The organism is Bradyrhizobium sp. 22, assembly GCF_000482425.1.
Classification (GTDB): Bacteria; Pseudomonadota; Alphaproteobacteria; order Rhizobiales; family Xanthobacteraceae; genus Bradyrhizobium; species Bradyrhizobium japonicum_B.
The window spans coordinates 58,109-81,329 of record NZ_KI519401.1 but is presented as its reverse complement, the minus strand read 5'-3'; the positions used below and the strand labels follow the sequence as shown (position 1 = coordinate 81,329).

Genomic DNA, 23,221 nt, shown 5'->3' with positions numbered 1-23,221 from the left:
GAGCCACTCCAATTCAGTGCGCCGCAGATCGGCAAGCCGGCGCCTGCCGATCTGCAGCCGTCATCTGCACGTCAGTTCGTCTTGCCGGAGACGAACGAACAGCCACCCTCGGACAACGGGCGGAAGGCTTCGTTGGCGGGCACGGTCGCGAGGATCTTGTAGTAGTCCCAGGGCTCCTTGGATTCCTGGGGCGTCTTGACCTGTACGAGGTAGATGTCGCGCATGACGCGGCCGTCCTCGCGGATCTGGACGTTATGGCCCATGAAATCATTGACCGGGGTCGCCTTCATCTTCTTCACGATCGCCCGGCCGGAGGTTTCGTCGGTGGTCGCAAGAGTCTTGAGATAGTGCTGCACGGCGCCGTAGACGCCGGCCTGGGCCATCGTTGGTGCGCGGCCGAACTTGGCCATGAAACGGCGGCTCCAGGCACGCGTTTCGTCGTTGGCGTCCCAGTAGAACGGGGTCGAAATCAAGAGGCCCTGCGCCGTCTGCAGTCCCATCGCATGCACGTCGGAAATGAACATCAGCAACGAGGCGAGCTTCTGCCCGGCATGAGTGATGCCGAATTCGCCGGCCTGCTTGATCGAATTGACGGTGTCGGAGCCCGCATTGGCCAGGCCGATCACCTTGGCTTTCGAGGCCTGGGCCTGGAGCAGGAAGGATGAGAAGTCGGACGTATTGAGCGGATGGCGAACCGAGCCCACGACCGTGCCGCCGTTCGACTTGACGAACTTCATCGCGTCCTGCTCTTGCGCAATGCTGCCGGAGTTGTCGCCGGTCAGGAAGAACCAGCTGTCGCTGCCCTGCTTGATGAGCGCCTTGGTGGTCACGTTCGCAAGCGCGTAGCTGTCGAATGTCCAGTGGATCAGGTTGGGCGAGCAGTATTTTCCGGTCAGGTCCGAACTCGCTCCCGCCGACGGAATGAGGATCTTGTCGCGGCTTTCGGCGAGCTCGCGCACCGCGAGAGCGACTGCCGTCGTGGTCAGGTCCACGACAAGGCCGACATTCTGATTGTCGAACCATTGTCGAACGATGTTGGCGGCGATGTCGGGCTTGTTTTGATGGTCGGCCGAGATCATTTCGACCGGCTTGCCGCGAACCTTGCCGCCGAAATCGTCGATCGCCATTTGCGCCGCGATCACCGAGCCCTTACCGCCAAGGTCGGCGTAGGGACCCGACTGGTCGTTGATGACCCCGATCCGGATCACCGAATTATCCTGAGCCATCGCCGGCGCCAACAGCAAGACGCTTCCAAGAAGCATGGCGGCCGTTCTGAGCACCATCATTCCCTCCCAAATGTCGTTTTAATTGTCGGACAATAATTGTCCGACGATGGGTGGCTTTGTCAAGCAATCAGCCGCCCTTGCAGAGCAATTTGCCAGCTTAGGCGAAGTTTGTGGCGTGCGGCGGCTTTACCGGCTGGCTATTTTGTCCGACAATGATGCGACTTTTGTGGAGAGATCAGATGTCGTCCCCAAGTGCGATAATCGAAACAACCGTCGAACGCCTGCTCGAGCGCGCCGATCTGGCATCGAGCCACGCGGCGCTTCGCGAGGGCATCTTTCCGGTAGCGCTCTGGGAAAGCGTGTTGGCGGCCGGACTGCCCCTGACCCTTGCTCCGGAGAGTGCGGGAGGGATCGGCCTCGGCTTCGACAGCGCAACGCAGTTGGCGCGGCTGTGCGGCGCAGGAGCATTGCCGCTCCCGATCATCGAGCCGATGCTGGGCAATTGGCTGCTCGGCCTCGCCGGCATCGAGCCGCGGGATAATCCGGTCAGCCTGGCATTCGGCGTGGACTCGCCGCTTCCTCTATGCGGTCGGTTTGGCAGCCAGGTTCGTTCGCATCGCGTGCCGTGGGCGCGCTGCTCCGATCTGGTGGTCCTTGCAACAGACGGGCCCGCGCTTCGGATCGCGCTGTTGCCGCTGGGCGAGAACATCGTGGTGGCCCACGACATCAACATGGCCGGCGAACCCCGCGACCGCGTCGATCTCTCGATCTGCGATGCCGAGACGACGGTCTGGCACGATCTCCCGCCCGACCTCACGGCATCGACGATCCTGGCCAGGATGGCCCTGCTGCGCGCGGCCTCGATGGTGGGCGCGATGGAGCGCGTGCTCCAGCTGAGCGTGACCTACACTTCGGAGCGCCACCAGTTCGGCCGCTCGCTGGCAAGTTTCCAGGTCATCCAGCAAACGCTGGCGGTGATGGCAACGCAGGTCGCCGCGGCGCGGTCGGCGGTCGATATCGCCGCAGTCGAATCCGATCTCGCGCGCATTGCGTTCATGGCGGCGGTTGCCAAGGCGCGCGCAAGCGATGCCGCCACGCTCGTTGCCGCATCGGCGCATCAGGTCCACGGCGCCATGGGCTTCACCCAGGAATATGGCCTCGGGCCGATGACCAAGCGGCTTTGGTCCTGGCGCAGCGAGGACGGCAGCGAAAGTCACTGGCACGGATGGTTGGGCGCGCGAGCGCGCGAGAACGGCGACCTCTGGGCCGTGGTCGCTGCCTGAGATAACCGGAATCGATGCGTGGCCCGAACGCGCTGCGCTCAGGGCGTCAGGGCCTTGCCGATGATGCCGCGCAGGATTTCGCGGGTGCCGCCACGCAGGCTGAAGGAGGGGGCCTCGAGCGTCGTACGGGTGAAATGGCGGATGAGCCTATCGTCCACCGCTGATGCCTTCTCCTCGATGAGGTCGCGGGCGATCTCGACGATCTCCTGCTCGAGGACCGCACCGAGATCCTTCACCACCGCCGCCTGCAGATTGGGCGACTGTCCTTCGCCGATCATGCCGCTGACGGACATCGACATGCCGCGCAAGGTGACGAGATGGGCGATGGCCCGCCCGATGGTCCGCTGCACTTCGGCTTCGCCGGACACCGGGAGCGCGCTCGCTTCACGTAGCAACGGCACCGTCGACATGAAACGATCGGGCCCGCTGCGTTCGAGCGCCAACTCGCTGGTGACGATCTTCCAGCCTTCGCCGGGCTCGCCGAGCACCATATCGTCGGGCACGAAGCAGCCGTCAAAGGCGACTTCGTTGAATTCGCGCTCATCCGCCAGATTGAGGATTGGAGAAATCGAAGCCGCGGGGTCCGGCAACGCGACGATCATCTGCGACAGCCCGGCATGCCGTTGCGCGCCGGCCTCGGTGCGGCACAGCACCGTCATGTACTGGGCATTGTGAGCATTCGTGGTCCAGATCTTGCGGCCCTCGATACGCCAGCCGCCTTGCTCGCGCGTTGCCCGGGTGCGGACGCTTGCGAGATCGGAGCCGGAATTGGGTTCGCTCATCCCGATGGCAAAGCAGCAGCGCCCCGCGACGATCTCCGGAAGGATGTCCCGCTTGGCCCGCTCGCTGCCGAAGCGGATGATCTGGGGCCCGCTCTGCCGGTCCGCGAGCCAGTGGCCGCCGACCGGCGCGCCGGCCGCCAGCATCTCCTCGATGATGACGAACTGCTCCACGGGCGATAGATCCTGGCCGCCATGTTTCTTCGGCCAGGTCGCCCCGATATAGCCGCGGCTACCGCACTGTTCGCTGAAGGCGCGATCGACCCGCGTCCAGGAATTCGAGCGAAACTCAGTCCCGGATGCCTGCTGCTGCATCAGGAATTCGCGAACCTCGGCCCGCTTGTGGCGGGAGGTCTCCGGCAACTCATGTGGGGTGAAGGGTGGGATTCCGCTCATCGGGCTCTCTGTCTGACGGTTCGGCCTAGACGTGGGAAAACATCTTGCGTCCCGCCGTCGGCATCTCTGCGCGCAGAATCGCGCCGGAATGAGACTCGACGATAAAGAGGGACTTGCGATCGGGGCCGCCATACGCGCAGTTGGTCGGGAAATTATCCGTGCACGATCGAATGCGGTACAGCGGTTCGCCGGCCGCAGAGAACAGCCAGGTCGCGCCCATTCCCGGATGGCAGACCGCAAGGTTGCCATCGTCATCCATCGCCATTCCGTCCGGCCCGACACCGCCGCTCATCTGGATGAAGATGCCGACCTTCGAAACCGAGCCGTCGAGCAGCATCGGCGCGCGCCAGATGCAATTGCCACGCGTGACCGCCACGAAGACGGTGGTCTCCTTTGCGTCGAGTACGATCCCGTTCGGGCTCGGTATTCCCTCGAGAAGCTTTTCGAGTTTTCCGGCGGCGCTCAGCCTGAAAACCCGCCCGCTCGGATCCTGCAGTCCGGTTTGGCCCTGGTCGGTGAAGTAGAGGTCGCCATTGCCGGCAAACACCAGGTCGTTGGGGCCTTTGAAACCGTCGATCTGATCGCGATGGACGATCGGCGAGACGGCGCCGCGCGCAGGGTCGAGCAGCAGGATGCCCTGCTTGTGATCGGCAATGAAGATGCGGCCGTCGCGGTGAATCTTCAGACCGTTGGGCTCGCCGTCATATTCGGCGACCAGATCGAACGTGCCGGTCGGAGAAATGCGAAAGATGCGGCCGAACGGGACATCGACGACGTAGAGGTTTCCGTCGCGATCGAAACTCGGGCCCTCCAGGAACGAATGCAGATTCTCGCCGCGACGTTGCAGTTTCAGCCACGGCGTCTGGCGGCCGGTCAGATGATATTTTTCCGGAAGCCTGGCAAAAACCGTTGTCTGGATCGTAGGTGCTGAAAACATCGTGGCGGCCTCTGGCTTGAAAACGCCGGCTCAATTGCCGGTGAAGTTGGGCTTTCGCTTCTCCTTGAAGGCGGTGAACGCTTCGCGGTGATCGGACGTTTCGAGCGAGATCGCCTGCATCGCGGCTGCCAGTTCCAGGCTGTCCGGCAATGTCATGTCGAGCGATCGACGCAACAGCTGTTTGGTCATTCGCAGCGCTTGCGGCGGCTGCGCTGCGATCTGCGTCGCCAGCGCGCGTGCGCGCTCCATCAGCTGTTCGTGCGGTACGACCTCCTCGACGAGGCCCCATTGAAGGGCCGTGTCGGGCTTGACGAACTCTCCGGTGTAAGTCATGCGGCAAGCCTTCGCCAATCCGACCCGCCGCGGCAGGAACCAGGCGCCGCCGTCGCCCGAGATCAGGCCGACGCGGAGAAAGCTCTCGGCAAAAGACGCTTTCTCGGACGCGATGCGCAGATCGCACATCAAGGCGAGATCGCAGCCTGCACCGACGGCTGAACCGTTCACCGCGGCAATCGTCGGCACCTGGCAATGATAGAGCGCGAGCGGGATTTGCTGGATGCCGTGAAGATAGACGCGCCGTGCATGGAACGGCGGCCCGGCGAAATGGCCCGTGCGCGTCACCATGTCTTTAAGGTCGCCGCCCGAGCAAAACCCGTCGCCGGCGCCCGTGATCACCATGCACCCCACGCTCATGTCGCGGTTGATCCGGTCGCATGTCGCGACGATGGTCTCGATCATCTCGTCCGATATCGCGTTGCGGAGATCGGGACGGTTGAGCTCGAGCGTCAGCACCCCGTCCTGTTCGGTGATCTTGATGTGTTCGGTCATTGCGTCACTTCATCATTGGGGCGAGAAAGCGCGCCCGTGGTGTAGAGGTCGTCGAGTTCACGCGGCGAAAAGCCCCAGTCGCGCAGAACCTCCTGTGCATTCGCGCCGATGACGGGAGGCGGGTGCGGAACGGCCGGCGCTGTCCGGCTGAAGCGGGGCGCGGGTCCGGGCTGGGTGACGCCGGCGATCTCGACGAAAGTGCCGCGCATCCGGTTGTGCGGGTGTTGCGGCGCCTCGTTGAACGTCAGGACCGGAGCGAAGCACGCATCACTGCCTTCCATGAACTCGCACCATTCATCGCGGGTCCTGGCGCGAAATATCTCGGCGAAGCGCTGACGCATCTCGGGCCAGCGCAAGCGGTCGAACTGTTCCGGAAACGTCGCCGGATCGATCTTCAAACGCGCGAGCAATTCCTGAAAAAAGCGGTGTTCGACCGGGCCGATCGAGACGAACTTGTCGTCCGAGGTCGCGTAGGTGTCATACCAAGGCGCGCCGGAATCCAGGATGTTGGTGCCGCGTTCCTGCTGCCATAACCCCAGCGCGGCCATACCGTGAATGGCGGTCGCCAGATACGCCGATCCATCCACCATCGCCGCGTCGACCACCTGGCCCTTGCCCGAGCGTCCGCGCTCGTAGAGGGCCGCGAGTACGCCGAAGGCCAGAAACATGGCGCCGCCGCCGAAATCGCCGACCAGGTTCAGAGGCGGAACGGGCGCGGAGCCCTGTCGTCCGATTGCGCTCAGCACGCCGGACAACGCGATGTAGTTGATGTCGTGACCGGCCCGCGACGCTTCGGGGCCCTCCTGACCGAAACCGGTCATGCGGCCATAGACGAGTTTGGGGTTGGCGGCGAGGCATGGCTCAGGACCGAGGCCCAACCTTTCCATCGTGCCGGGCCTGAACCCTTCGATCACGACATCCGCCTGCGCGATCAGGCGCATCGTCGCGGCAACGGCTTCGGGCTTCTTGAGATCGAGCGCGATCGATTTGCGGCCGCGACGAAGCACGTCGAAGCGCGGCTCCTTGCCGAGATCGAGGCCGAGATCGGCGCGCGCGACGCGATCGACCCGCACGACCTCGGCACCCATGTCGGCGAGCAGCATGGCGCAGAACGGCGCGGGTCCGATGCCCGCCATCTCCACGACGCGTAAGCCCGTCAACGGCCCCATGGACGTCCTCCGAAGGATGCGGTCGCGGACACTCAAGGCCTGTCGACCGGCTTATGATTTTATTGCCCGACAGAAAAGCGCTGCATTCGGTTCGCGTCAATAGGCTTCGAGGGCAGCGCGTTGAACCGGTGGAAGTCCACATTGTGTCTTTGGATCAAATAGTTAATGTATAGTTGTGAGTTATTTCCTGGAACACTGAAATGTGAAAACATACGAGCCTGCCGGTTGCCAAACTCGATATTGTGGCGCTAGTTTCAGTCCGACAATAATGATCTCCGCCACGTTGAACTCACGGCGAGGCGCGGTTTGGGAGGCACAATGCTCATCACGCGTTCGGACAGTTATGATGAGACATACCGGTCGTTTCGCTGGAATATCCCCAAAGCCTACAACATCGCGTCCGATGTGTGCGACCGCCACGCTGGCGGCGATGCGGTGGCTCTGATCCACGACCGCGGCACCGGCGACGTCAGACATTACACCTTCCGCGATATCCAACGCTCCGCCAACCGGCTCGCCAATGTTTTTTCGCATTACGGATTAGCGCGCGGCAGTTTCGTCGCGATTCTGCTCGGGCAGGATCCTGAAGCCGGAATTACCCATGTCGCTTGCTGGAAGGCCGGCCTGGTCTCGGTGACCATCTCCCGATTGTTCGGGGTCGAGGCCGTTGAGCACCGGCTCGGCATTAGCGATGCGCGCGTGCTCGTCACCGACAAGGCAGGATGGTCCGTCGTCGCGCCGATCCGGGACCGGCTGCCGCATCTCCAGCACGTTCTGATCGTCGACGGCGTCAGCGACGGCGCCTCCGATTTTTACGCCGCCATTGCGCGCGCCAGCGATCACTTCTTAAATATCGGCACATCGTCGGCGGATCCGGCGTTCATGAACTTCACGTCAGGGACGACCGGGCCGGCCAAGGGCGTGCTCAAGGCGCACCGCGCGATGATCGGCGTCATGCCGAGCATCGAGTTCTGCCATGATTTCTTTCCGCAGCCAGGCGACTTGTTCTGGTCGCCGGCGGATTGGTCCTGGCTGGCAGGCTTCATGAACATCCTGATGCCGGCGTGGTTTCACGGCAAGCCGGTGCTGGCATTTCGGGCGTCCAGCTTCGATCCCGAGCAGGCCGTGGCCATGATGGTGAAGCATCGGGTGCGCAATTCGCTGCTGACGCCGACAATGCTGAAGATGCTGCGTCAGGTCGGGCGATTGCCCGAGGCCCTGGATCTGAGGTCGGTCGTGAGCGGAAGCGAGGCGGTCGGCGCCGAACTGGTGAGGTGGGCACAGGATGCATTGAAGGTGAACGTCAACGTCGTGTTCGGTCAGACCGAGTGCAACTCGACGATCGGCAATAACGGGCGCGTCATGCCGTTCAAGGCCGGCGCGCTGGGGCGGGCGATGCCCGGGCACGTCTGCGCGGTCGTGGATGATTCCGGCCAGGAGGTTGCGCCGGGCACGATTGGCAATATCGCGTTTCGCAGGCCGGACCCCCTGATGCTGCTCGAATATTGGCGTGACGCCAAGGCGACGGCAGCCAAGTTCATCAGCGACTGGATGATCACCGGTGACCTCGGGACGTGCGACGAGGAAGGCTATTTCTGGTTCCATGCCCGAGCCGACGATATCATTTCCAGTTCGGGGTACCGGATCGGTCCGGGAGAGATCGAAGACGTATTGATCAAGCATCCCGATGTCGCGATGGCCGCGGTGATCGGCGTGCCCGATCCGGTCCGAAACGAGTCGATCAAGGCCTTCATCGTGCTGTCGCGCAGCGTCGTGCCATCCGACGACATCAAGGAGAGCATACGGACGCTGGTCAAGACGCGGCTCGCCAAACACGAGGCGCCGCGTGACATCGAGATCGTCGATGCCCTACCTCTCAGCGCCAACGGCAAAATCTTGCGGCGCGAGCTGCGCGAGCGCGAAATTCGCAAAATGGGTGGTTCGAGTTGAGCGCGGAACCGGGAGACGCTTCGAAGTTTCTGCCGCTCGAGGAAACCGTGCCCTGCGACTGGGGCAGGCTGTCCGGCTATTTGAAGACCAACGGCATGCGCGTCGATCTCGAGCGACCGATCCGGCAGTTTGCCGGCGGCCTCGCCAATCGCAACTATCTGATGGTCGTGAACGGCAAGCCCGCGGTGTTGCGCCGGCCGCCCGACGGCGATCTGCCGCCCGGCGCCCACGACATGGCGCGCGAGCACCGCATCCTGTCGCGGCTTGCGGACGCGCTTCCATTCGTGGCGCGCGCGCTGCACTATTGCGACGACTGCAGCGTCATCGGCGTTTCATTTCAATTGATCGAATACCGGCCGGGCCTGGTCATCCGTGGTGCCGACCTGTCGCCCTTGAATGATCGCACCGATGCACCCGGCAAACTTTCCGCGATGATGGTCGAGACGCTGGCGGCCCTGTATCGGGTGGATTGCCGCAAGATCGGTCTCGACGACCTCGGCCGTCCCGACGGATTCATCGGACGTGCCATCGCGGGATGGTCCAGACGCGGCGCGCTGGTCACCGACAACGCGGCGCTGAAGGCGCTGCTGCAGGACGTGTCGCATTGGCTCTCCCGGCAGTTATTCCGCGAACGGTCTCCGACCCTGCTGCATTGCGACTTCAAGCTCGACAATCTGATCCTCGATCCGCAAGCTCTGGTACCGGTCGCGCTTGTCGACTGGGACATGGGCACGCGGGGCGATCCCTTGTTCGACCTGGCAACCCTGTTGAGCTACTGGGCCCAGCCCGACGATCCGCCGGCGTTGCAGCGGCTCGGGCAGATGCCCACGGCCCATCCGGGCTTCTGGCGGCGCAGCGAGGTCGCGCGGCGCTACGCGGCGCTCACCGGCGAGGATATCGACGATCTGCCAGCGCTGCGTGTGCTGGCACTGTTCAAGCTTGGCGTCGTGTTCCTACAATTGCATCGGCAATGGATCAACGGTGCGGTGAAGGACGATCGCTACGTCGAATTCGCTCGCCTGGGCGAAGACATTCTTCTCGTTGCGCGTGACGCGACGGGCGGCTCTGAATGAGGAAACCGATGGTCAACCAGCTCGACATGAACTTCTCCCTGCCTGCGCACGTCACCGAACTCGCCGATCGCGTGAAAGCCTTCGTCGTCGATCAGGTGATTCCGTTCGAGAAGGACAAGCGCTGGACGTCGCATGGGCCGACCGACGAGCTGCGGCGTGAGCTCAACGCGCTCGCGCGCAAGGCCGGCGTCTTGGCGTTGCATGCGCCGGCCGAGTATGGCGGCCAGAAGCTGTCGCATATCGGTCGTTCGGCGGTGTTCACGGCCGCCGGCTATTCGATGCTGGGGCCGGTGGCGCTGCATTGCGCGGCGCCCGATGAGGGCAATATCCATCTGCTCGACGTGGTCGCACGGCCGGATCAACGCGAACGCTATCTGAAGCCGCTCGCGACGGGAGAGGTGCGCTCCTGCTTCTGCATGACGGAGCCGGCTCCCGGCGCAGGCTCCGATCCGGCCCAGATGCAGACCACCGCGCGGCGTGAAGGCAACAGCTGGATCATCGACGGCGAGAAATGGCTGATCACGGGCGCCGAGGGGGCCGCCTTCGCGATCATCATGGCGCGTGCGACCGGTGAGGGGCTGGACGGCGCGGCGACCATGTTTCTCGCCGACATGTCGGATCCCGCCATCACGATCGAGCGGACGCTCGACACCATCGATTCCAGCTTCGTCGGCGGCCACGCCGTGGTTCGCTTCAACGGACTCCGCGTGCCGGCCGATGCCGTGCTGGGCGAGATTGGGCAAGGCTTCCGCCATGCCCAGGTAAGGCTTGCGCCGGCGCGGCTGACGCATTGCATGCGCTGGCTCGGCTCGGCGATCCGGGCCCATGAGATCGCAACCGAATTCGCGCGTCGCCGCACGGCTTTCGGTCATCCGATCGGCCAGCATGAAGGCGTATCGTTCATGCTTGCCGACAATGCGATGGACATCCACCAGGTTCAGTTGACGATCTGGCATACGGCATGGCTTCTCGACAAGGGCGAGCGCGCCTCGACGGAGAGCTCGATGGCCAAGGTGATATGCTCCGAGGCGATCGCCCGCGTCGCCGACCGCTCGCTGCAGATCCTCGGCGGCCTCGGCACGACGCGCGATACGGTGGTCGAGCGGTTCTATCGCGACGTGCGCGCGTTCCGCATCTATGACGGCCCCTCCGAGGTGCATCGCTGGGCAATCGGACGCCGGATCGTGGGGAAGTGATCCGGATGGCAAGCTCGAACAAGCCGTGCATGACGGGAGGATGAGATGCGGGACGTCTGGTCGTTCAACGAGGTGAGCGGGGAAACAGCCGAGAACTACGATGCGCTCCGCGCCGGGTTCGATTGGCGGGTACCGGAGACGTTCAACTTCGGCGCGGACGTGATCGATCGTCGCGCTCGGGAGCAGGACGGTCCGGCGCTGATCTGGCAGGACGCGGCAGGCAGCACGCAACGATACAGCTATTCCGACCTGTCGCGACTCTCAAACAAACTGGCCGACGTGCTGCGATCCCGGGGCATCAAGAAGGGCGATCGCGTCATCGTCATGCTGCCGCGCCTGCCTGAATGGTTCATCGCCCTGATCGGGATCATGAAGATCGGTGCCGTCCCGATCCCCTGCATCGAGATGCTGACCGCGCGCGACATCGAGTACCGGGTTTCCAACGCCGAGGCGAGCGCAGCGATCTGCCGCGCCGAACACACCGCCAAGTTTGCATCGGTTCAAGATGCCATTCCCGTTCGCATCGCTCTCGGCGAAGCTGAAAGCTGGCTGGATTGGAACGGTGAGCTGGCGAAAGCGTCGGAACAGCTCAGCCCTGCGGTGGTCCGTGCCGACGATCCGGCCATCATGTACTACACCTCGGGTTCGACGGGGCATCCGAAGGCCGTGGTGCACGCGTCCCGCGCCATCTATGCGTGGCGCGTTTCGGCGATCTACTGGCTGGATCTGCGTCCGGGCGAAGTGATCTGGTGCACCGCCGATACCGGATGGAGCAAAGCCGGAACGAGCATCATTTTCGGGCCGCTGAGCTGCGGCGCCTGCGCGTTCTTTTACGATGGGCCGTTCGTTCCGAGCGAACGGCTTGGCTTGTTGCGTCGGCACGGCGTCACCGTGTACTGCGCCGCCAGCACGGAATTGTCGCGCGTCGTTGCCGAGGTCGGCACCAGAGCGGACATGGGAAGGCTGCGCCGCGTCGTCACCGCAGGCGAAGCCATGAACCCCGTGGTTGCCGAACGATGGCAGGAGGTGACCGGCATCCGGATCGATGAGGCCTATGGGCAGACCGAAGCCCTGATGGTGGCGTTGAACTACCCCGGAGAGGATGTGCGATACGGCTCGATGGGCCGTCCTTCACCCGGAAGCGATCTGGACGTGATCGACGCCGGTGGAAACCGTCTGCCGCCCGGCCAGGAAGGCGACCTCGCGCTCAAGGTGCCCAATCCGCAGCTCATGCTCGGCTACTGGAAGGAGCCGGACAAGACGGCCGCGTGTTTCGTCGACGGTCCTGACGGGCGCTGGTATCTCACCAGCGACCGGGCGGAGAAGGACGCCGAAGGCTATCTCTGGTATCGCGGGCGGTCCGACGACGTCATCAATTCGGCAGGCTATCGCATCGGTCCGATCGAGGTCGAAAATGCCCTGGCGGAACATCCACTGGTGCAGTCGTGCGCCGTCGTCGCCAGCCCCGATCCCGAGCGCGGCGAAATCGTGAAGGCATTCGTCGTGCTACGCCAGGGAGGTGAGCCATCGCCCGATCTGACGAGAGCGCTGCAAGATCATGTCAAGTCGGTGACCGCACCATACAAGTATCCGCGCGCGATCGAGTATGTGAGCGAACTTCCCATGACAATCACGGGCAAGATCCGGCGCCGCGAGTTGCGCGACCGCGAGTTCGCGCGACGCACCTGAAGCGTGACACTTTGCGAATCATGCTCCGGCTGGACGGCGGTTCAGGCCAGCGTGATGCCGCCGTCCACGATGAGCGTCTGTCCGACCATGTAGCTCGACAACGGAGATGCCAGGAACAGGGCGGTGCCGACCATATCCTCCGGCTGTCCGAGCCGTTTCAACGGGACGCGGTGCTCGGTCGCCTCTCGTCGCTTTGGACGATCGGTCGTCACCTTGGTGAGCTTGGTGGCGACTAAGCCGGGTGCGATGCCGTTGACCCTGATCCCGTCCTCCGCCCAAGCCTCTCCCAACGTACGCGTGAGGCCAACGGCGCCCGCTTTCGAGGCGTTGTAGGCCGGGTTGCCTTTGGTCGAGCGAAACCCTGCCATCGAACTGAGAATGATGATCGACCCTCGGCTGGCTCTCAGCATCTCGTGGAATTTGAGGCTGCACGCCATCAGGCTGTTGAGGTTCACATCGATGATTTGACGAAACCCCTGCATTTCGAACTCGCGCCGACCGTACAGCACGATTCCCTGTGACAGGACGAGCACGTCAAGATTCGGGAAGGCTGGCTGCAACGATTCGATGGCATCGAAATCGCTGACATTCACCTGGGAATAGTGCACCGGTGAGGTCGCAACCTTGCTCCGCGGCATAGTCGGACGCCGATTGCCGGGTTCCCCAGACGTGGACATCGGCGCCGCGCAAACGAAATCCCTGCGCAATCGCATTGCCGATACCGCTCGATCCACCGACCACCAGCACCGATTTTCGCGCGAAATCAATATCGTCCAAGGTTCCAACCTCCGCGGTAGGGTCATCTAAAACGGCGATTATTGTCGGACAATAATGTGGGTTATCGTCGCAAGTTGTCAAATCGATCGCACAATCAACCAGAAGATTCTGTCTATTGTTGATATTTTTCTGCACCGCGGTACTGTGTAGCATACCAATTTGTCGGACTAAAAATGGCGCTAGTTGACGATCTGAATGCTTCATCGCGCGAGCGAAACGAACCGGCATACCGATTGGTGGTACGCACCATTGAGGCCAGGGTCATGTCCGGCCAATGGGCAGTCGGCTACCGCGTGCCTTCTGAGACGGCATTGGCCGAGGCGTTCGATGTTCACCGTTCGACCATTCGAGAAGCGATACGGGTATTGGAGCAGAATGGCCTGGTTCGTCGTCACGACGGCGGCAAGCTTCTTTACGTCACCGCGCCGCGCGAGGCCGATATCTCGCAGAGGGTCACGGCGGCGATCGTCCTGCATGAGATCAGCTTCTTCGAGTTGTGGGAAAGCATGCGCTGTCTCGAGCCCGTGCTGGCCGAATGCGCCGCGACACGAATCGACAACGATATGCTTGAGGCGCTCCGGACCAATGTCGAGAACACCAAGGCGGCGCTTGAAGACAAGCAGGGCCTGGTCGACCTTGATATCGAATTTCATCAGATCATTGCCCGGGCCTCGCGAAATCGCGCGCTCCAGCTCAGCCGCCAGCCCATGAGTCAGCTGTTCTACCCGGCCTTCCTTCGGGTTTTCTCCCGCCTGAATGCCGGCGAGCGTCTGGTGTTTGCGCATGAGAAGATACTCAATGCGCTGACTGAGCGTGACGGGAAGGAGGCGCGCTCCTGGATGGACAAGCATATCGTCGATTTCAGGCGCGGTTACGAACTCGCCAATTTCGATATTGAGTCACCGGTTGTCTGGCCGATGCCGATTGGGCCGACCGCCTGAAATGTGCGGAAGACCGCAGGTGACGTAATCCGCTTAGCGTCCACCCACTTCGCAGCGCCGATCAGCGAAGCGCATTCCGCCATTCTCCTGTCGTCCGTTAAGAAGCCGATTGCAGCGATGAGCGGTCGCTGATTGCAGCGATGAGGGCGCGCAGGATTAGGCACCAAAGAGCCCTGAGCCAGGCGAGGATGCGGCGGAAGTTGTGGCCGACGGCGGAGAGGATGACGTTGGCGGCATCGCCGGCGCGGCCTTTGAGGTAGCAGCGGCCGAGGTGACCATCGGTGTTCAGGTGTCCGATGATGGGTTCGATAGCGGAGCGGCGGCGCAGCTCGCGCTTGATGATACCGAAGACGCCGCGTTTTTGACCCGAAATGAAGACGCGACGGGGATTTTGCGCGTCGTGGCCGCGGTATCCCTTGTCGACATAGGCCCGCTCGATCGCGCAGCCGGTGAGCGTCTCGGTGCGGTCGATGACGTCGCGCAAGGTGTGACCGTCGTACGGGTTATCGGGCAGAGCCCTGGCGTGCAGCACGAAGAGGCCACCGGGAGCACGGCGGTTGTTGGTGACGATGGAGGCTTTGACACCGAACTCGTAAGGCGCGGCTGCTTTGCCCTTGCCGATGCACTCCACCTCCGGGGCGTGAAAGGAATAGAGCTTCCAGCCGCGCTGGCGCTGCTGCTGCGAGCGGATCTGCGAAGCCCGGCTGAGCGGGAGGGCGAGCGCGTTCTCGAGCGCAGCCTGACCTTCGATTTTGCGGCGGATATCGCGGATGATCCGGCCCAGCCGGCTGCGCAGAATGCGCAACTGCCGGTGATGCCGCTTGAATTGCTTGGCATGGGCGTAGCGCCCCGCCATCATGGCCGCGGTCCTGGCAATGCGAAGATAGGACTGCCGCAGCCTGACCCCGTGCTTCCTCGCCAGGCGGTTGAGCCCCTTGATCGCTGCGTGCAGCAGCTTGGCGTCGGTCGGGAAGGTGATCGCCTTCGGCTGCACGGTGGTATCGACCGTGACACGCTTGAGGTCCTGGCTGCGTAACGCGCCGGCCTCGTGCGCCACCCGCAAGCTCTCGGCCAGCAACAGCTCCAGCTTGTCGCCGAGCCGCTTGCGCCAATGGCTCAGGTCCGAGCGCTCGTGCGGGAACGCGTGCTGGAAGAATTCTTCGCCGGTGAAGTACTGGAAATACGTGTCGTGGACCCAACGCTCGCACACCCCCTAATCGGACAGGCCGTAAATGTGCTTGAGTAGCAGCAGCCCGATCACGAAGCGGGTCGCGATGCCCGGCCGACCGTTCTCGCTGTAGAGCGGCGCGATCTCGCCGTCGAGCCAGTCCCAATCGATCTTGCCGGCGAGCTGAACCAGCTCGTGCTTCATGTTGATGATCTGGTCCAGCCTGGCCCGGAACAGATCGCCCGATCCCGTCGTCCTGTGCTTCTTCGGTCGCATCGCCACCTCCGATACGACGAAGGAATCATGACTGGCGATTCGACGGAATCCTGAAAATGAAATTGCAAGGTTCCGATGCTCGACCCATCAAAACCCTGCAATCCCAAAACATCCACAAAGACAAATGCGATTCTGGCTCAGTCGCTTAGCCGAACTTCACGGACGACGACGTAATGGCAACCGGTCGAGACCGAGGATCGGAGAACCCGTACCTGTGCATGCGCATCAAGCGCGACAACAGTGGCTGGGACCCGATCCGCGGACTACCATTAGGGCCCGCGGACAGAAATCCGCTTTCGATGAGGCCGGAGCGATGACCGCACCCCGACCATCAGTCGCCAAGACGTCGAAAAAGTCCTTGCCATGCGGACGCCATCCAGCGATGCACAGGTGTGCCCCCCACGGGAGTCAACAAGGATCAACGTTTACATCTGCTGACTATTGTTGACTTCCGTCAGCTCCCTCCCCGCACTATCGTTAACACGTGGACAGCAAGGGTGTCTTCGGCCGAAGAAGCGCCGACCTTGCGTGAGGACGATCTGGCATTCTGGCAAATTCAACCTCTCCAGCTTCTTCAACGGACCAAGCGTATGGCCGGACTCCTTCCAGCCGAATTGACAAGCAAGAACGACGAAGATGAACCGTGCAACCGTCGGCACTGAGTTGAAGCAAGAGTTCGGTGTCTTCTGAACCGACCTCATGCCACACGCCACCAGGCCATCGTAAGTTCGGTCGAAGGGTCGGCCACGGGCGATCACGCTGGCTCAAGATCAGTGCCGGTTTCCTCCGCGCTATCGCGGATTTGGCATTTTGGCAGTCGGGGGAAGATCGCTGCCTGTAATGAAAGAAGGCGAATATGTAACTTTCCTTCCCTGCCTGAGCCTCATCTCAGGGTATTGCCCGGTAGGATCGGTTTGCAGCCAGGTAGCTGTCAGGTTTGTCGCGCGAATGGCGCGCGACCTCACCAGGGACCGCAAAGCTGCGGACAACACGATGATCTTCAGTCCTTCACTCCGCTGGCACCAACTACGACCCCATTTACCGACTTATCGATCGCGGTTTCGCTTTCGTAACCGAAATCGCAACTCTTAGTTCGGACGCCAATGTGAACATTTTCCAGAGCGATGACCTGGCCGGGCGGTACTTGCCGAGTCCGATTCACGTACTTGCGGACAAACTGACGCGGAATCTGGCCTGCATCCGCACGAACCCCGGTCTTTTTGCTTTTTCGCCGATGAGCGTATTCGAGGCAGAGCATCGCTGCGCCGATTGCCCCACGCCACGATTTGCAATCGGGCCATCGCGGTCGCGATATGGCTTTCATGAGGTTTCCGAAAGCGTGTTGCAAATCCAAATTGAAATCAGTCGTGCCGGGGCGCCGGCGACTTCATGTTGCAGATTGATCAGGTGGAATATTGAACTGTGATGAATGAAAACGCGGTCAGCGTCGTCGCTGACAACCGCTTGGCGTGTCGTGACCAGACTGACGTTGAGGCTAGCCGCGTATGGCTGAAAGCACGGCTTGAGGCGCTCGCGTTGAAGGCGGCGGATTAACCCGGAACGGAAAGTCTAGCTGATGCGCGCGGCATGCCCTGTGCCGGCGCATCACAAATGGGCCTCTCTTGAGTATCAGGCGCAGCCCAGCGCGCTTTACGTAAAATCCGCGGATGTCATACGACCCAGGATAGTTACCATTTTGCTCTGATCGAGCTTTGGCATTTTGGCTTTTCGGCAGCGCCGCCGTCAATCCAGCTTCGATTGGGGGGCGCGCCCGGTTGTCTTGAGCATGAATCCGAACATGAGACGGATCATTTGAAGACGTATGCACCTGTCAAAATGCCAATATGCCAGAATTGCCGGGACTAGGCCTAAAACCAGTCCCGTAGCTCCGCATTAACGGCTTTTGACATTTTGGCATTTTGGCAGGGCCGGTGCTCCCCGATGATGAAAGAAGGCCAACACGAAAATTTCGACCAATCTTCCCTGCCGGAGCCCTTATCTCGGGGTGTTGCCCGGTAAGGTCGGTTTTCCGCCGGGTAGCTGTGAGGTTCGTCGCGCGAATGGCGCGTGACGCGTGACCTCACCAGGGACCGCAGAATTGCGGAAAAACCATATGGCCAGACAAGCTAAGCCCAAGCAGGAGCCGAAACTCAACCAGGCTAACGTGCACGAATTAGGGGCCGATGCCCCCATCATGATTGGCTCGGCGGAGGCATCGGGAGCGGAGCGTCCCGATGCCTCCAACACCGACGGGTGGCCGACCTTCGATCCTTCGTTTCTGTTGCCGACGACGTCGCCGGCTCCGCGCTTCCCGGTTGAGTCATTGCCGGCGAACCTTCGTTCGCTGGTTGTAGATTTTGCGGAGGCCCGCTTGCTCTGCGCCGACTATGTCGCGGGCTCCATCTTGACCGCCTGCTCGGGCGCGATCGGCAACCGCGCCCGCCTTCTGACATTCGACGGCGATGCAGAGCCCCTGGCGGTGTTCACCGGCCTTATCGGGCCGCCGTCAGTCGGCAAATCGCTGGGGATCAGTGTGGTTGAACGGCCTCTTCTTGCGATCGAGCACGAGATGCAGAAAGCGCACGGGTTGATGCTGAAGGGGACCGAGCACAAATTCCTGGAGAAATTCGACCGAAAGCTGCGCGAAACCGTCGCGCGGCGCCTGTTGCTCGAAGGCATTCCGATGGAGAACGAAGCTTCCGATGGAGATGGTGTCGTCGCGGCGCCCGGGATCATTCTCTCGGAGTTCAGTGGTGCCGGCCTGCTGGATGAGCTTCGCACCGGAATCGATGGCCGCATGATGCTCTCGCACGAACTCAGCGGTGCGTTGGCGTTCGGAGCATCAAATCAAGGTCTCCGGTCGCGCGGCCTCATCCTGAAGGGCTACGATGGCAAGCCGCACGTCGTTCGCACCAAGAGCGAAGGGAAGGTTTTCATTCCGGCGCTTCTGGTCTCAATTTTGGGCGCGACGCAGCCGAGCCGACTTCCTGCGCTGCTGGGCGACGCTCACGACGGATTGGCTGCACGAACGTGGTGGATCTATCCGGACGTCGAGCCGCGCGTCCAGTTGCCGCGCGCACCGGGGCCTGTCGAACGATTGTCGGCACTCTTGAGCCGTCTTTGGGCGGGATGCAGGGGCACGCAAATTATGCGCCCTGCGTCATCGAGGATCTGATCAACAAGGGCTACGACTATGGGGCGCTTGCGCATGTGCATCAAGCCGCGGTTCTCAATGAGCGGCCGCATGTCGTCTTCTGCGGCAACCTGCAAGGCCGACACATCCGCGAAAGCGGCCCGAAAGGCGCTTCGCCTGTCGCGGTCGAGGACGGCCAGGTCGAGGCGATCTCGCCGCTCCACGTGGATTGCGTGCGCTGGATCCATTTGCCGGTGCCGGTGGGCTCTTGCAACGCATCGGCCGACGCCATCGATCGCGTGCGCGCGGCAATCGAGAACGCCGTGGCGCGCAACGCGCAAGGCCGTCTTTTGGCATGCAGGGTTGAGTTGACCGGGCAGACAAAGCTGCACGGCGAGTTGCTCGCGTCGGCGGATCGCCTCCTTGCAGAGGCGCGGGCCGCCGCTTTGGGCTTGGGCGAGGAGACGGCCTGGATCGAGCGCCTCGTTATCGCGACCGCAAGCCCTGACGCCTCAGCCTCCCGCAAGGACGCTCTGGGCGATTTGCAGCGGATGATCCAGGGCGCCGGAGGCGATGCTGACCTTCAGGCGCGGCTCGCGTCGGAGCTTGGCGATCTCGTCCGCAAGCTGCCCCACGATATCCGAGCGGAGTCGAGCGACGCTGCATTGAAGGCCGCCATCGATGCCGACATCGCGGGCGTCATCACGCATGCCGGCGCGTATCTCAATGCACGCCTCGCAGCAGAGAAGGTGTAATCCGATGCGCATCCGACAGCTTGATCTTCTCAAGTATGGGCATTTCACGAACGCCACCATCGACCTTCCGGCTGGCAAGCCGGACTTCCAGATGCTGCTCGGCGAGAATGAGGCCGGCAAGTCCACGACCATGGGCGGTGTCGAAGATTTGCTCTTTGGCATCCCGGCTAATTCACCGCGCAACTTCCTGCACGAGTACAACGCCATGCGGGTGGGAGCGCTCCTGGAGAAGGGCGTCGAGACGCTCAAAGTGCGCCGCCGCAAAGGCAACAAGGACACGCTGCTGGGTGATGACGACATTCCGCTCCCGTCGGGCGAGGGGGCGCTCGCCCCGTTTCTTGCGGGCGCGGATCGCCGCTTCTACACACGGATGTTCAGCCTCGATCATCCACGCCTGCAACAGGGCGGCAAGGACATCTTGCAAGCCCAAGACGATGTCGGCCAGATGCTGTTCTCGGCGAGCGCCGGCATCACGGGCCTGCGCGAGACACTTAAAGCCATGGAGGCTGAAGCCGACGCGCTTTGGGCCTCGCGCCGGGCGGCGCACCGCAAGTATTTCCAGGCGGAAGAACGCCTGAAGGCAGCCGAAGCGGGCTTGCGCGAAAACGTCGTGACCACAAGCAAGTGGCAGTTGCTCAAAAGCACCTTCGAGACATCGAACGATGCACACACCGCGATCGAGCAGGAAATCGAGCTCAAATCGGCGGAGCTGAGCAAGCTCAACCGCATTCGCCGTGTGTGCCGCGACGTACGCAAGCGCGCGGAGACGCAAAGCGCCATTGAGACGCTCGGGACCGTAATTGCGTTTGATGCCGATGCCGCCCGAATCCTGGAGGCGGCGGCGGCTGATGAAGCCGCGGCCACCGCGCGTATCGTCGCCTTGAGCGAGCAGATTGCGGCCCTTGAGGTCGAACGGGGAGCGCTCAACTTCGATGACGGATTGCTCGCGCGCGCCGAAGACATCGCGCAACTTCGTGATCGCCGCATTCAGGTCCGGGCCGGCAAAGCCGATCTCCCCAAGCGGCGGGCGGAACTTGCGGCGGCCGAGGCGGCACTCCTTCGACTCGCCGCAGAACTCGAATGGAGCGGTGACCTCGATCAGGTGATCGGGCGGATTCCCGCTAAGGCCAAAGTGGCCGCCCTTCGCGGCTTGCTCAATCGGCGCGGCGCGCAGTCCAGCGCGGTTGAGAATGCAAGAGGGGCCGTGGCCGAAGCGCAGGAGAAACTCGCCGAGATCGAGGCCGATATCGAGGCGCTCGGCGCACTGACCGATGTGTCCAAGCTCGCAATGACCATCAAGGCTGTCCGCGAACTCGGCGACCTTGCCGGCCAGATCGCCAATTCCAAGCGCGCCGAGCAGGAGGCGCAGGCCGCGATCGAACGCGCGCTGAAAGCCTTGCGCCCGGCGGTGGCTGAATCTGCCGTTCTTGGGTCCATGCACGTTCCGCCGCTCGCTGCCGTTGAAGCCCACCGTGATGCTTGCCGCGGCCTCGAACAACGGCAGCAGACCTGCCGCGAACGCATCCGCCATGCACAGCAAGAACGCGCACGGCATCGCAAAGCCCATGAGCGCCTGATCGCCGACGAGCAACTCGTCTCGGCCGATGAAATTGAGCGCTTACGCGGCCGGCGCGACGCGGGCTGGTCCATTATCCGGCGGCGCCACCTTGAGGGCGCCGCGGTTCCGGGAGATGAGGTTGCGGCCTTTTCCCCGTCGGGGGTGCTCGCGGAAGACTTCGAGACCGCGATCCAGGTTGCGGATACGGCGGCGGATCGCCGCTTCGAGCATGCCGGCGCGGCCGCGCAGCTCGCGGTCATTGGCCGGCAGATCAGCGAGCAGGACGATTTACTGGAGTCCTTGGGCCTGGAAGAGAAGGCGCTGGAAGAAGAGCGCACGAAGCTCGATGTTGCTTGGAGCCAATTGTGGGCTGGCGTCTTCGCCGCGCCCGAGACCCCGGACGTAATGATCGAGTGGCTGCGCGCACGCTCCGATATCCTGGAACGCATCGCGGCACGCGGCGCAGCCGAGCGGGATACGAGCGCCTGCCAGCAGCGTGTGGCGGAGGCCAAGCGACTCGTCCTGGCCGAACTTGGCGCGCTGGGTCTCTCCACAGATGCGCTGTCCGGCCAGCCGCTCCTTCTGGTCGTGGAGGCCGCCGCTTCGGTGGAACGCACGCATGAAACCGCCGCCAAAGCCCGGCGCGATCTTGATGCCGCGTATCACAAGGCGGCAGGCGCCTTGACGCGCAAGCATAAGGATCTGGAGAAGGCAGAGGCTGAATGGAAAGCGTGGACGGCCGAATGGGCTTCGGCACTGAAGACTCTGCAATTCCCGCTGACAGCGGCGCCCGAGACCGCGGAAGCGCAAATCAATGCCCTCGACGATATGCGCGAAACTTCCGTGCGCATCAATGACCTCAGGCATGAGCGGATCGAAAAGATCGAAAGGGATACGATGGCATTCGAGGCCAACGTGGCCGCATTGGTGCAGGCCATCGCGCCGCACCTGCACGGCACCGATGCCGAGGAAGCCGTCTTGAATCTCGATCGTCTCGCAGCCGAAGCTGCGCGTGTTCGCGATCTCAAAGCCGCCAAAGAGACAGGCATCGGCGGCGTTCAGAAGAAGATCGAGGAATGCCGCGCATCGAGCGCCGAAGCCCGCGACATCATCGCGCGCTTACAGCGGATGGCTTCGGTCTCAACCATCGACGACCTGCGCACCGCCATCCGGCGTTCAGATGAAATGCGTGCGCTGACTGGAGAATTGGATCGCCTCACCAAGGCGCTGACACAGGATGGAGACGGCCTCTCAGTCGCGGACTTGGCCGCCGAGTGCACTGGCATCGATCTCGACGCCACCGCCGCGAAGGAGCAGACGATCAACGACGAAGTACAGGAATTGCGCAACAACCTGATGGAGGCGCGCGAAACCCGCAACGCCGCCCGCCAGGCCTTCGAGGCCATCGGCGGGGACGACAAGGCGGCGAGGGACGCAGCGGATCGCCAAACGGCGCTTGCCGAGATGACTGAGATCGCCGAACAATACGTCCGGCTGCGCTCGGCCATCGTGCTGCTGCAATGGGCGATCGATCGCTACCGGCGCGAAAAGCAGGCGCCATTGCTCAAGCGCGCGGGGGAGCTGTTCGCCATGCTCACCTGCGGATCGTTCAAGACGCTCCAGCTCGAATTCGACGACCACGACAATGTGCAGCTCGCCGGCATCCGCGACGACGGCCGCCGGGTGGCCGTCGCCGGAATGAGTTCCGGCACCGCGGACCAGCTCTATCTCGCGCTGCGCATCGCCGCGGTCGAAGACTATCTTGACCACGCCGAGCCCATGCCGTTCATCGCGGACGATCTGTTCATCAACTTCGACGACAAGCGCGCGGCGGCCGGCTTCCGCGTGCTGGGGGAGCTGGCGAAGAAGACGCAAGTTCTATTCTTCACGCACCACGAGCATCTGCTTGAGGTTGCACGAAAGGCCTTGGGCGTCCCGATTACCGGCGCTACGCTGCCGGCGGCCGCCGCGAGCCCGCCGACGCCGCAGTCGGAGGCCGCCTGAAGCCAAGTTATTTCCCGTAATTTATGGTATCACTCTGATGTTTTTCCTTTTATTTCAATGGCTTAAAGGACGACAAATCTACA

14 protein-coding genes and 2 pseudogenes are annotated in these 23,221 nt (G+C 62.7%); 9 read left to right on the top strand and 7 right to left on the bottom strand.

Annotation, left to right across the window (positions count from 1 at the left end):
- Nucleotides 1-71: 71 nt before the first annotated feature.
- Nucleotides 72-1,226 (bottom strand): ABC transporter substrate-binding protein, encoded by a 1,155-nt coding sequence (locus K410_RS0134785; protein ID WP_245269622.1) that lies wholly within the window; start codon nucleotides 1,224-1,226, stop codon nucleotides 72-74.
- 239 nt (nucleotides 1,227-1,465) lie between these two features.
- On the opposite strand from K410_RS0134785, the gene K410_RS37730 reads away from it, so the two are divergent.
- The gene (locus tag K410_RS37730) at nucleotides 1,466-2,509 is read left to right on the top strand and encodes an acyl-CoA dehydrogenase family protein (RefSeq protein ID WP_024343219.1); all 1,044 of its coding nucleotides are present in this window, start codon (nucleotides 1,466-1,468) and stop codon (nucleotides 2,507-2,509) included.
- Between the two features lie 38 nt (nucleotides 2,510-2,547).
- On the opposite strand, the gene K410_RS0134775 is transcribed toward K410_RS37730, so the two are convergent.
- Genes K410_RS0134775 through K410_RS0134760 form a run of 4 tightly spaced genes read right to left on the bottom strand, consistent with a single transcriptional unit; the run spans nucleotide 2,548 to nucleotide 6,618 of the window.
- Entirely contained in the window at nucleotides 2,548-3,684 is a 1,137-nt protein-coding gene (locus tag K410_RS0134775; protein ID WP_024343218.1) for an acyl-CoA dehydrogenase family protein, read from the bottom strand.
- Nucleotides 3,685-3,709: 25 nt separating this feature from the next.
- On the bottom strand, nucleotides 3,710-4,621 hold the full coding sequence (locus K410_RS0134770) for an SMP-30/gluconolactonase/LRE family protein (protein ID WP_024343217.1): 912 nt from the start codon (nucleotides 4,619-4,621) through the stop codon (nucleotides 3,710-3,712).
- Nucleotides 4,622-4,651: 30 nt separating this feature from the next.
- Nucleotides 4,652-5,449 (bottom strand): crotonase/enoyl-CoA hydratase family protein, encoded by a 798-nt coding sequence (locus K410_RS0134765; RefSeq protein WP_024343216.1) that lies wholly within the window; start codon nucleotides 5,447-5,449, stop codon nucleotides 4,652-4,654.
- Nucleotides 5,446-6,618 carry a CaiB/BaiF CoA transferase family protein gene (locus K410_RS0134760; RefSeq protein ID WP_024343215.1) on the bottom strand — a complete coding sequence of 391 codons (1,173 nt, stop codon included), beginning with the start codon at nucleotides 6,616-6,618 and terminating at the stop codon, nucleotides 5,446-5,448. The genes K410_RS0134765 and K410_RS0134760 overlap by 4 nt, the downstream gene beginning before the upstream one ends.
- A gap of 318 nt (nucleotides 6,619-6,936) precedes the next feature.
- Between K410_RS0134760 and K410_RS0134755 the strand changes: the two genes are divergently transcribed.
- From K410_RS0134755 to K410_RS0134740, 4 genes are all read left to right on the top strand, one after another.
- Nucleotides 6,937-8,568, top strand: a complete 1,632-nt coding sequence (locus K410_RS0134755) for an AMP-binding protein (RefSeq protein WP_024343214.1) — start codon at nucleotides 6,937-6,939, stop codon at nucleotides 8,566-8,568.
- Between the two features lie 95 nt (nucleotides 8,569-8,663).
- Nucleotides 8,664-9,641 (top strand): phosphotransferase family protein, encoded by a 978-nt coding sequence (locus tag K410_RS0134750; RefSeq protein ID WP_283805945.1) that lies wholly within the window; start codon nucleotides 8,664-8,666, stop codon nucleotides 9,639-9,641.
- Complete coding sequence (locus K410_RS0134745; protein ID WP_245265987.1) at nucleotides 9,638-10,837, top strand: acyl-CoA dehydrogenase family protein; 1,200 nt, start codon at nucleotides 9,638-9,640, stop codon at nucleotides 10,835-10,837. Before K410_RS0134750 ends, K410_RS0134745 begins: the two co-directional genes overlap by 4 nt.
- A gap of 45 nt (nucleotides 10,838-10,882) precedes the next feature.
- Entirely contained in the window at nucleotides 10,883-12,526 is a 1,644-nt protein-coding gene (locus K410_RS0134740) for an acetate--CoA ligase (protein WP_024343211.1), read from the top strand.
- Between the two features lie 41 nt (nucleotides 12,527-12,567).
- Here the strand turns inward: K410_RS0134740 and K410_RS0134735 are convergent.
- A pseudogene (locus tag K410_RS0134735) lies at nucleotides 12,568-13,303 on the bottom strand (SDR family NAD(P)-dependent oxidoreductase).
- Between the two features lie 173 nt (nucleotides 13,304-13,476).
- On the opposite strand from K410_RS0134735, the gene K410_RS0134730 reads away from it, so the two are divergent.
- Nucleotides 13,477-14,244, top strand: a complete 768-nt coding sequence (locus K410_RS0134730; protein ID WP_024343210.1) for a FadR/GntR family transcriptional regulator — start codon at nucleotides 13,477-13,479, stop codon at nucleotides 14,242-14,244.
- A 97-nt stretch (nucleotides 14,245-14,341) separates the two neighbouring features.
- Here K410_RS0134730 and K410_RS0134725 read toward each other — a convergent pair.
- Nucleotides 14,342-15,688: pseudogene (locus K410_RS0134725) on the bottom strand (IS5 family transposase).
- A gap of 2,113 nt (nucleotides 15,689-17,801) precedes the next feature.
- Between K410_RS0134725 and K410_RS37725 the strand changes: the two are divergent.
- From K410_RS37725 to K410_RS0134705, 3 genes are read left to right on the top strand one after another with little or no spacing between them, the layout of a single operon-like run.
- Entirely contained in the window at nucleotides 17,802-18,863 is a 1,062-nt protein-coding gene (locus K410_RS37725) for a DUF3987 domain-containing protein (RefSeq protein ID WP_080654952.1), read from the top strand.
- Nucleotides 18,818-19,576, top strand: a complete 759-nt coding sequence (locus K410_RS37720; RefSeq protein WP_049820484.1) for a metallophosphoesterase family protein — start codon at nucleotides 18,818-18,820, stop codon at nucleotides 19,574-19,576. The genes K410_RS37725 and K410_RS37720 overlap by 46 nt, the downstream gene beginning before the upstream one ends.
- 4 nt (nucleotides 19,577-19,580) lie before the next feature.
- Nucleotides 19,581-23,138 (top strand): YhaN family protein, encoded by a 3,558-nt coding sequence (locus tag K410_RS0134705; RefSeq protein ID WP_024342273.1) that lies wholly within the window; start codon nucleotides 19,581-19,583, stop codon nucleotides 23,136-23,138.
- The last annotated feature ends 83 nt before the right edge of the window (nucleotides 23,139-23,221 follow it).

Excerpts from the sequence above, each read along its gene's own strand:
- K410_RS0134785 (WP_245269622.1), bottom strand. The coding sequence starts at position 1,226 with ATGGCTCAGGATAATTCGGTGATCCGGATCGGGGTCATCAACGACCAG.
- K410_RS37730 (WP_024343219.1), top strand. The coding sequence starts at position 1,466 with ATGTCGTCCCCAAGTGCGATAATCGAAACAACCGTCGAACGCCTGCTC.
- K410_RS0134775 (WP_024343218.1), bottom strand. The coding sequence starts at position 3,684 with ATGAGCGGAATCCCACCCTTCACCCCACATGAGTTGCCGGAGACCTCC.
- K410_RS0134770 (WP_024343217.1), bottom strand. The coding sequence starts at position 4,621 with ATGTTTTCAGCACCTACGATCCAGACAACGGTTTTTGCCAGGCTTCCG.
- K410_RS0134765 (WP_024343216.1), bottom strand. The coding sequence starts at position 5,449 with ATGACCGAACACATCAAGATCACCGAACAGGACGGGGTGCTGACGCTC.
- K410_RS0134760 (WP_024343215.1), bottom strand. The coding sequence starts at position 6,618 with ATGGGGCCGTTGACGGGCTTACGCGTCGTGGAGATGGCGGGCATCGGA.
- K410_RS0134755 (WP_024343214.1), top strand. The coding sequence starts at position 6,937 with ATGCTCATCACGCGTTCGGACAGTTATGATGAGACATACCGGTCGTTT.
- K410_RS0134750 (WP_283805945.1), top strand. The coding sequence starts at position 8,664 with ATGCGCGTCGATCTCGAGCGACCGATCCGGCAGTTTGCCGGCGGCCTC.
- K410_RS0134745 (WP_245265987.1), top strand. The coding sequence starts at position 9,638 with ATGAGGAAACCGATGGTCAACCAGCTCGACATGAACTTCTCCCTGCCT.
- K410_RS0134740 (WP_024343211.1), top strand. The coding sequence starts at position 10,883 with ATGCGGGACGTCTGGTCGTTCAACGAGGTGAGCGGGGAAACAGCCGAG.
- K410_RS0134730 (WP_024343210.1), top strand. The coding sequence starts at position 13,477 with ATGGCGCTAGTTGACGATCTGAATGCTTCATCGCGCGAGCGAAACGAA.
- K410_RS37725 (WP_080654952.1), top strand. The coding sequence starts at position 17,802 with ATGGCCAGACAAGCTAAGCCCAAGCAGGAGCCGAAACTCAACCAGGCT.
- K410_RS37720 (WP_049820484.1), top strand. The coding sequence starts at position 18,818 with ATGCAGGGGCACGCAAATTATGCGCCCTGCGTCATCGAGGATCTGATC.
- K410_RS0134705 (WP_024342273.1), top strand. The coding sequence starts at position 19,581 with ATGCGCATCCGACAGCTTGATCTTCTCAAGTATGGGCATTTCACGAAC.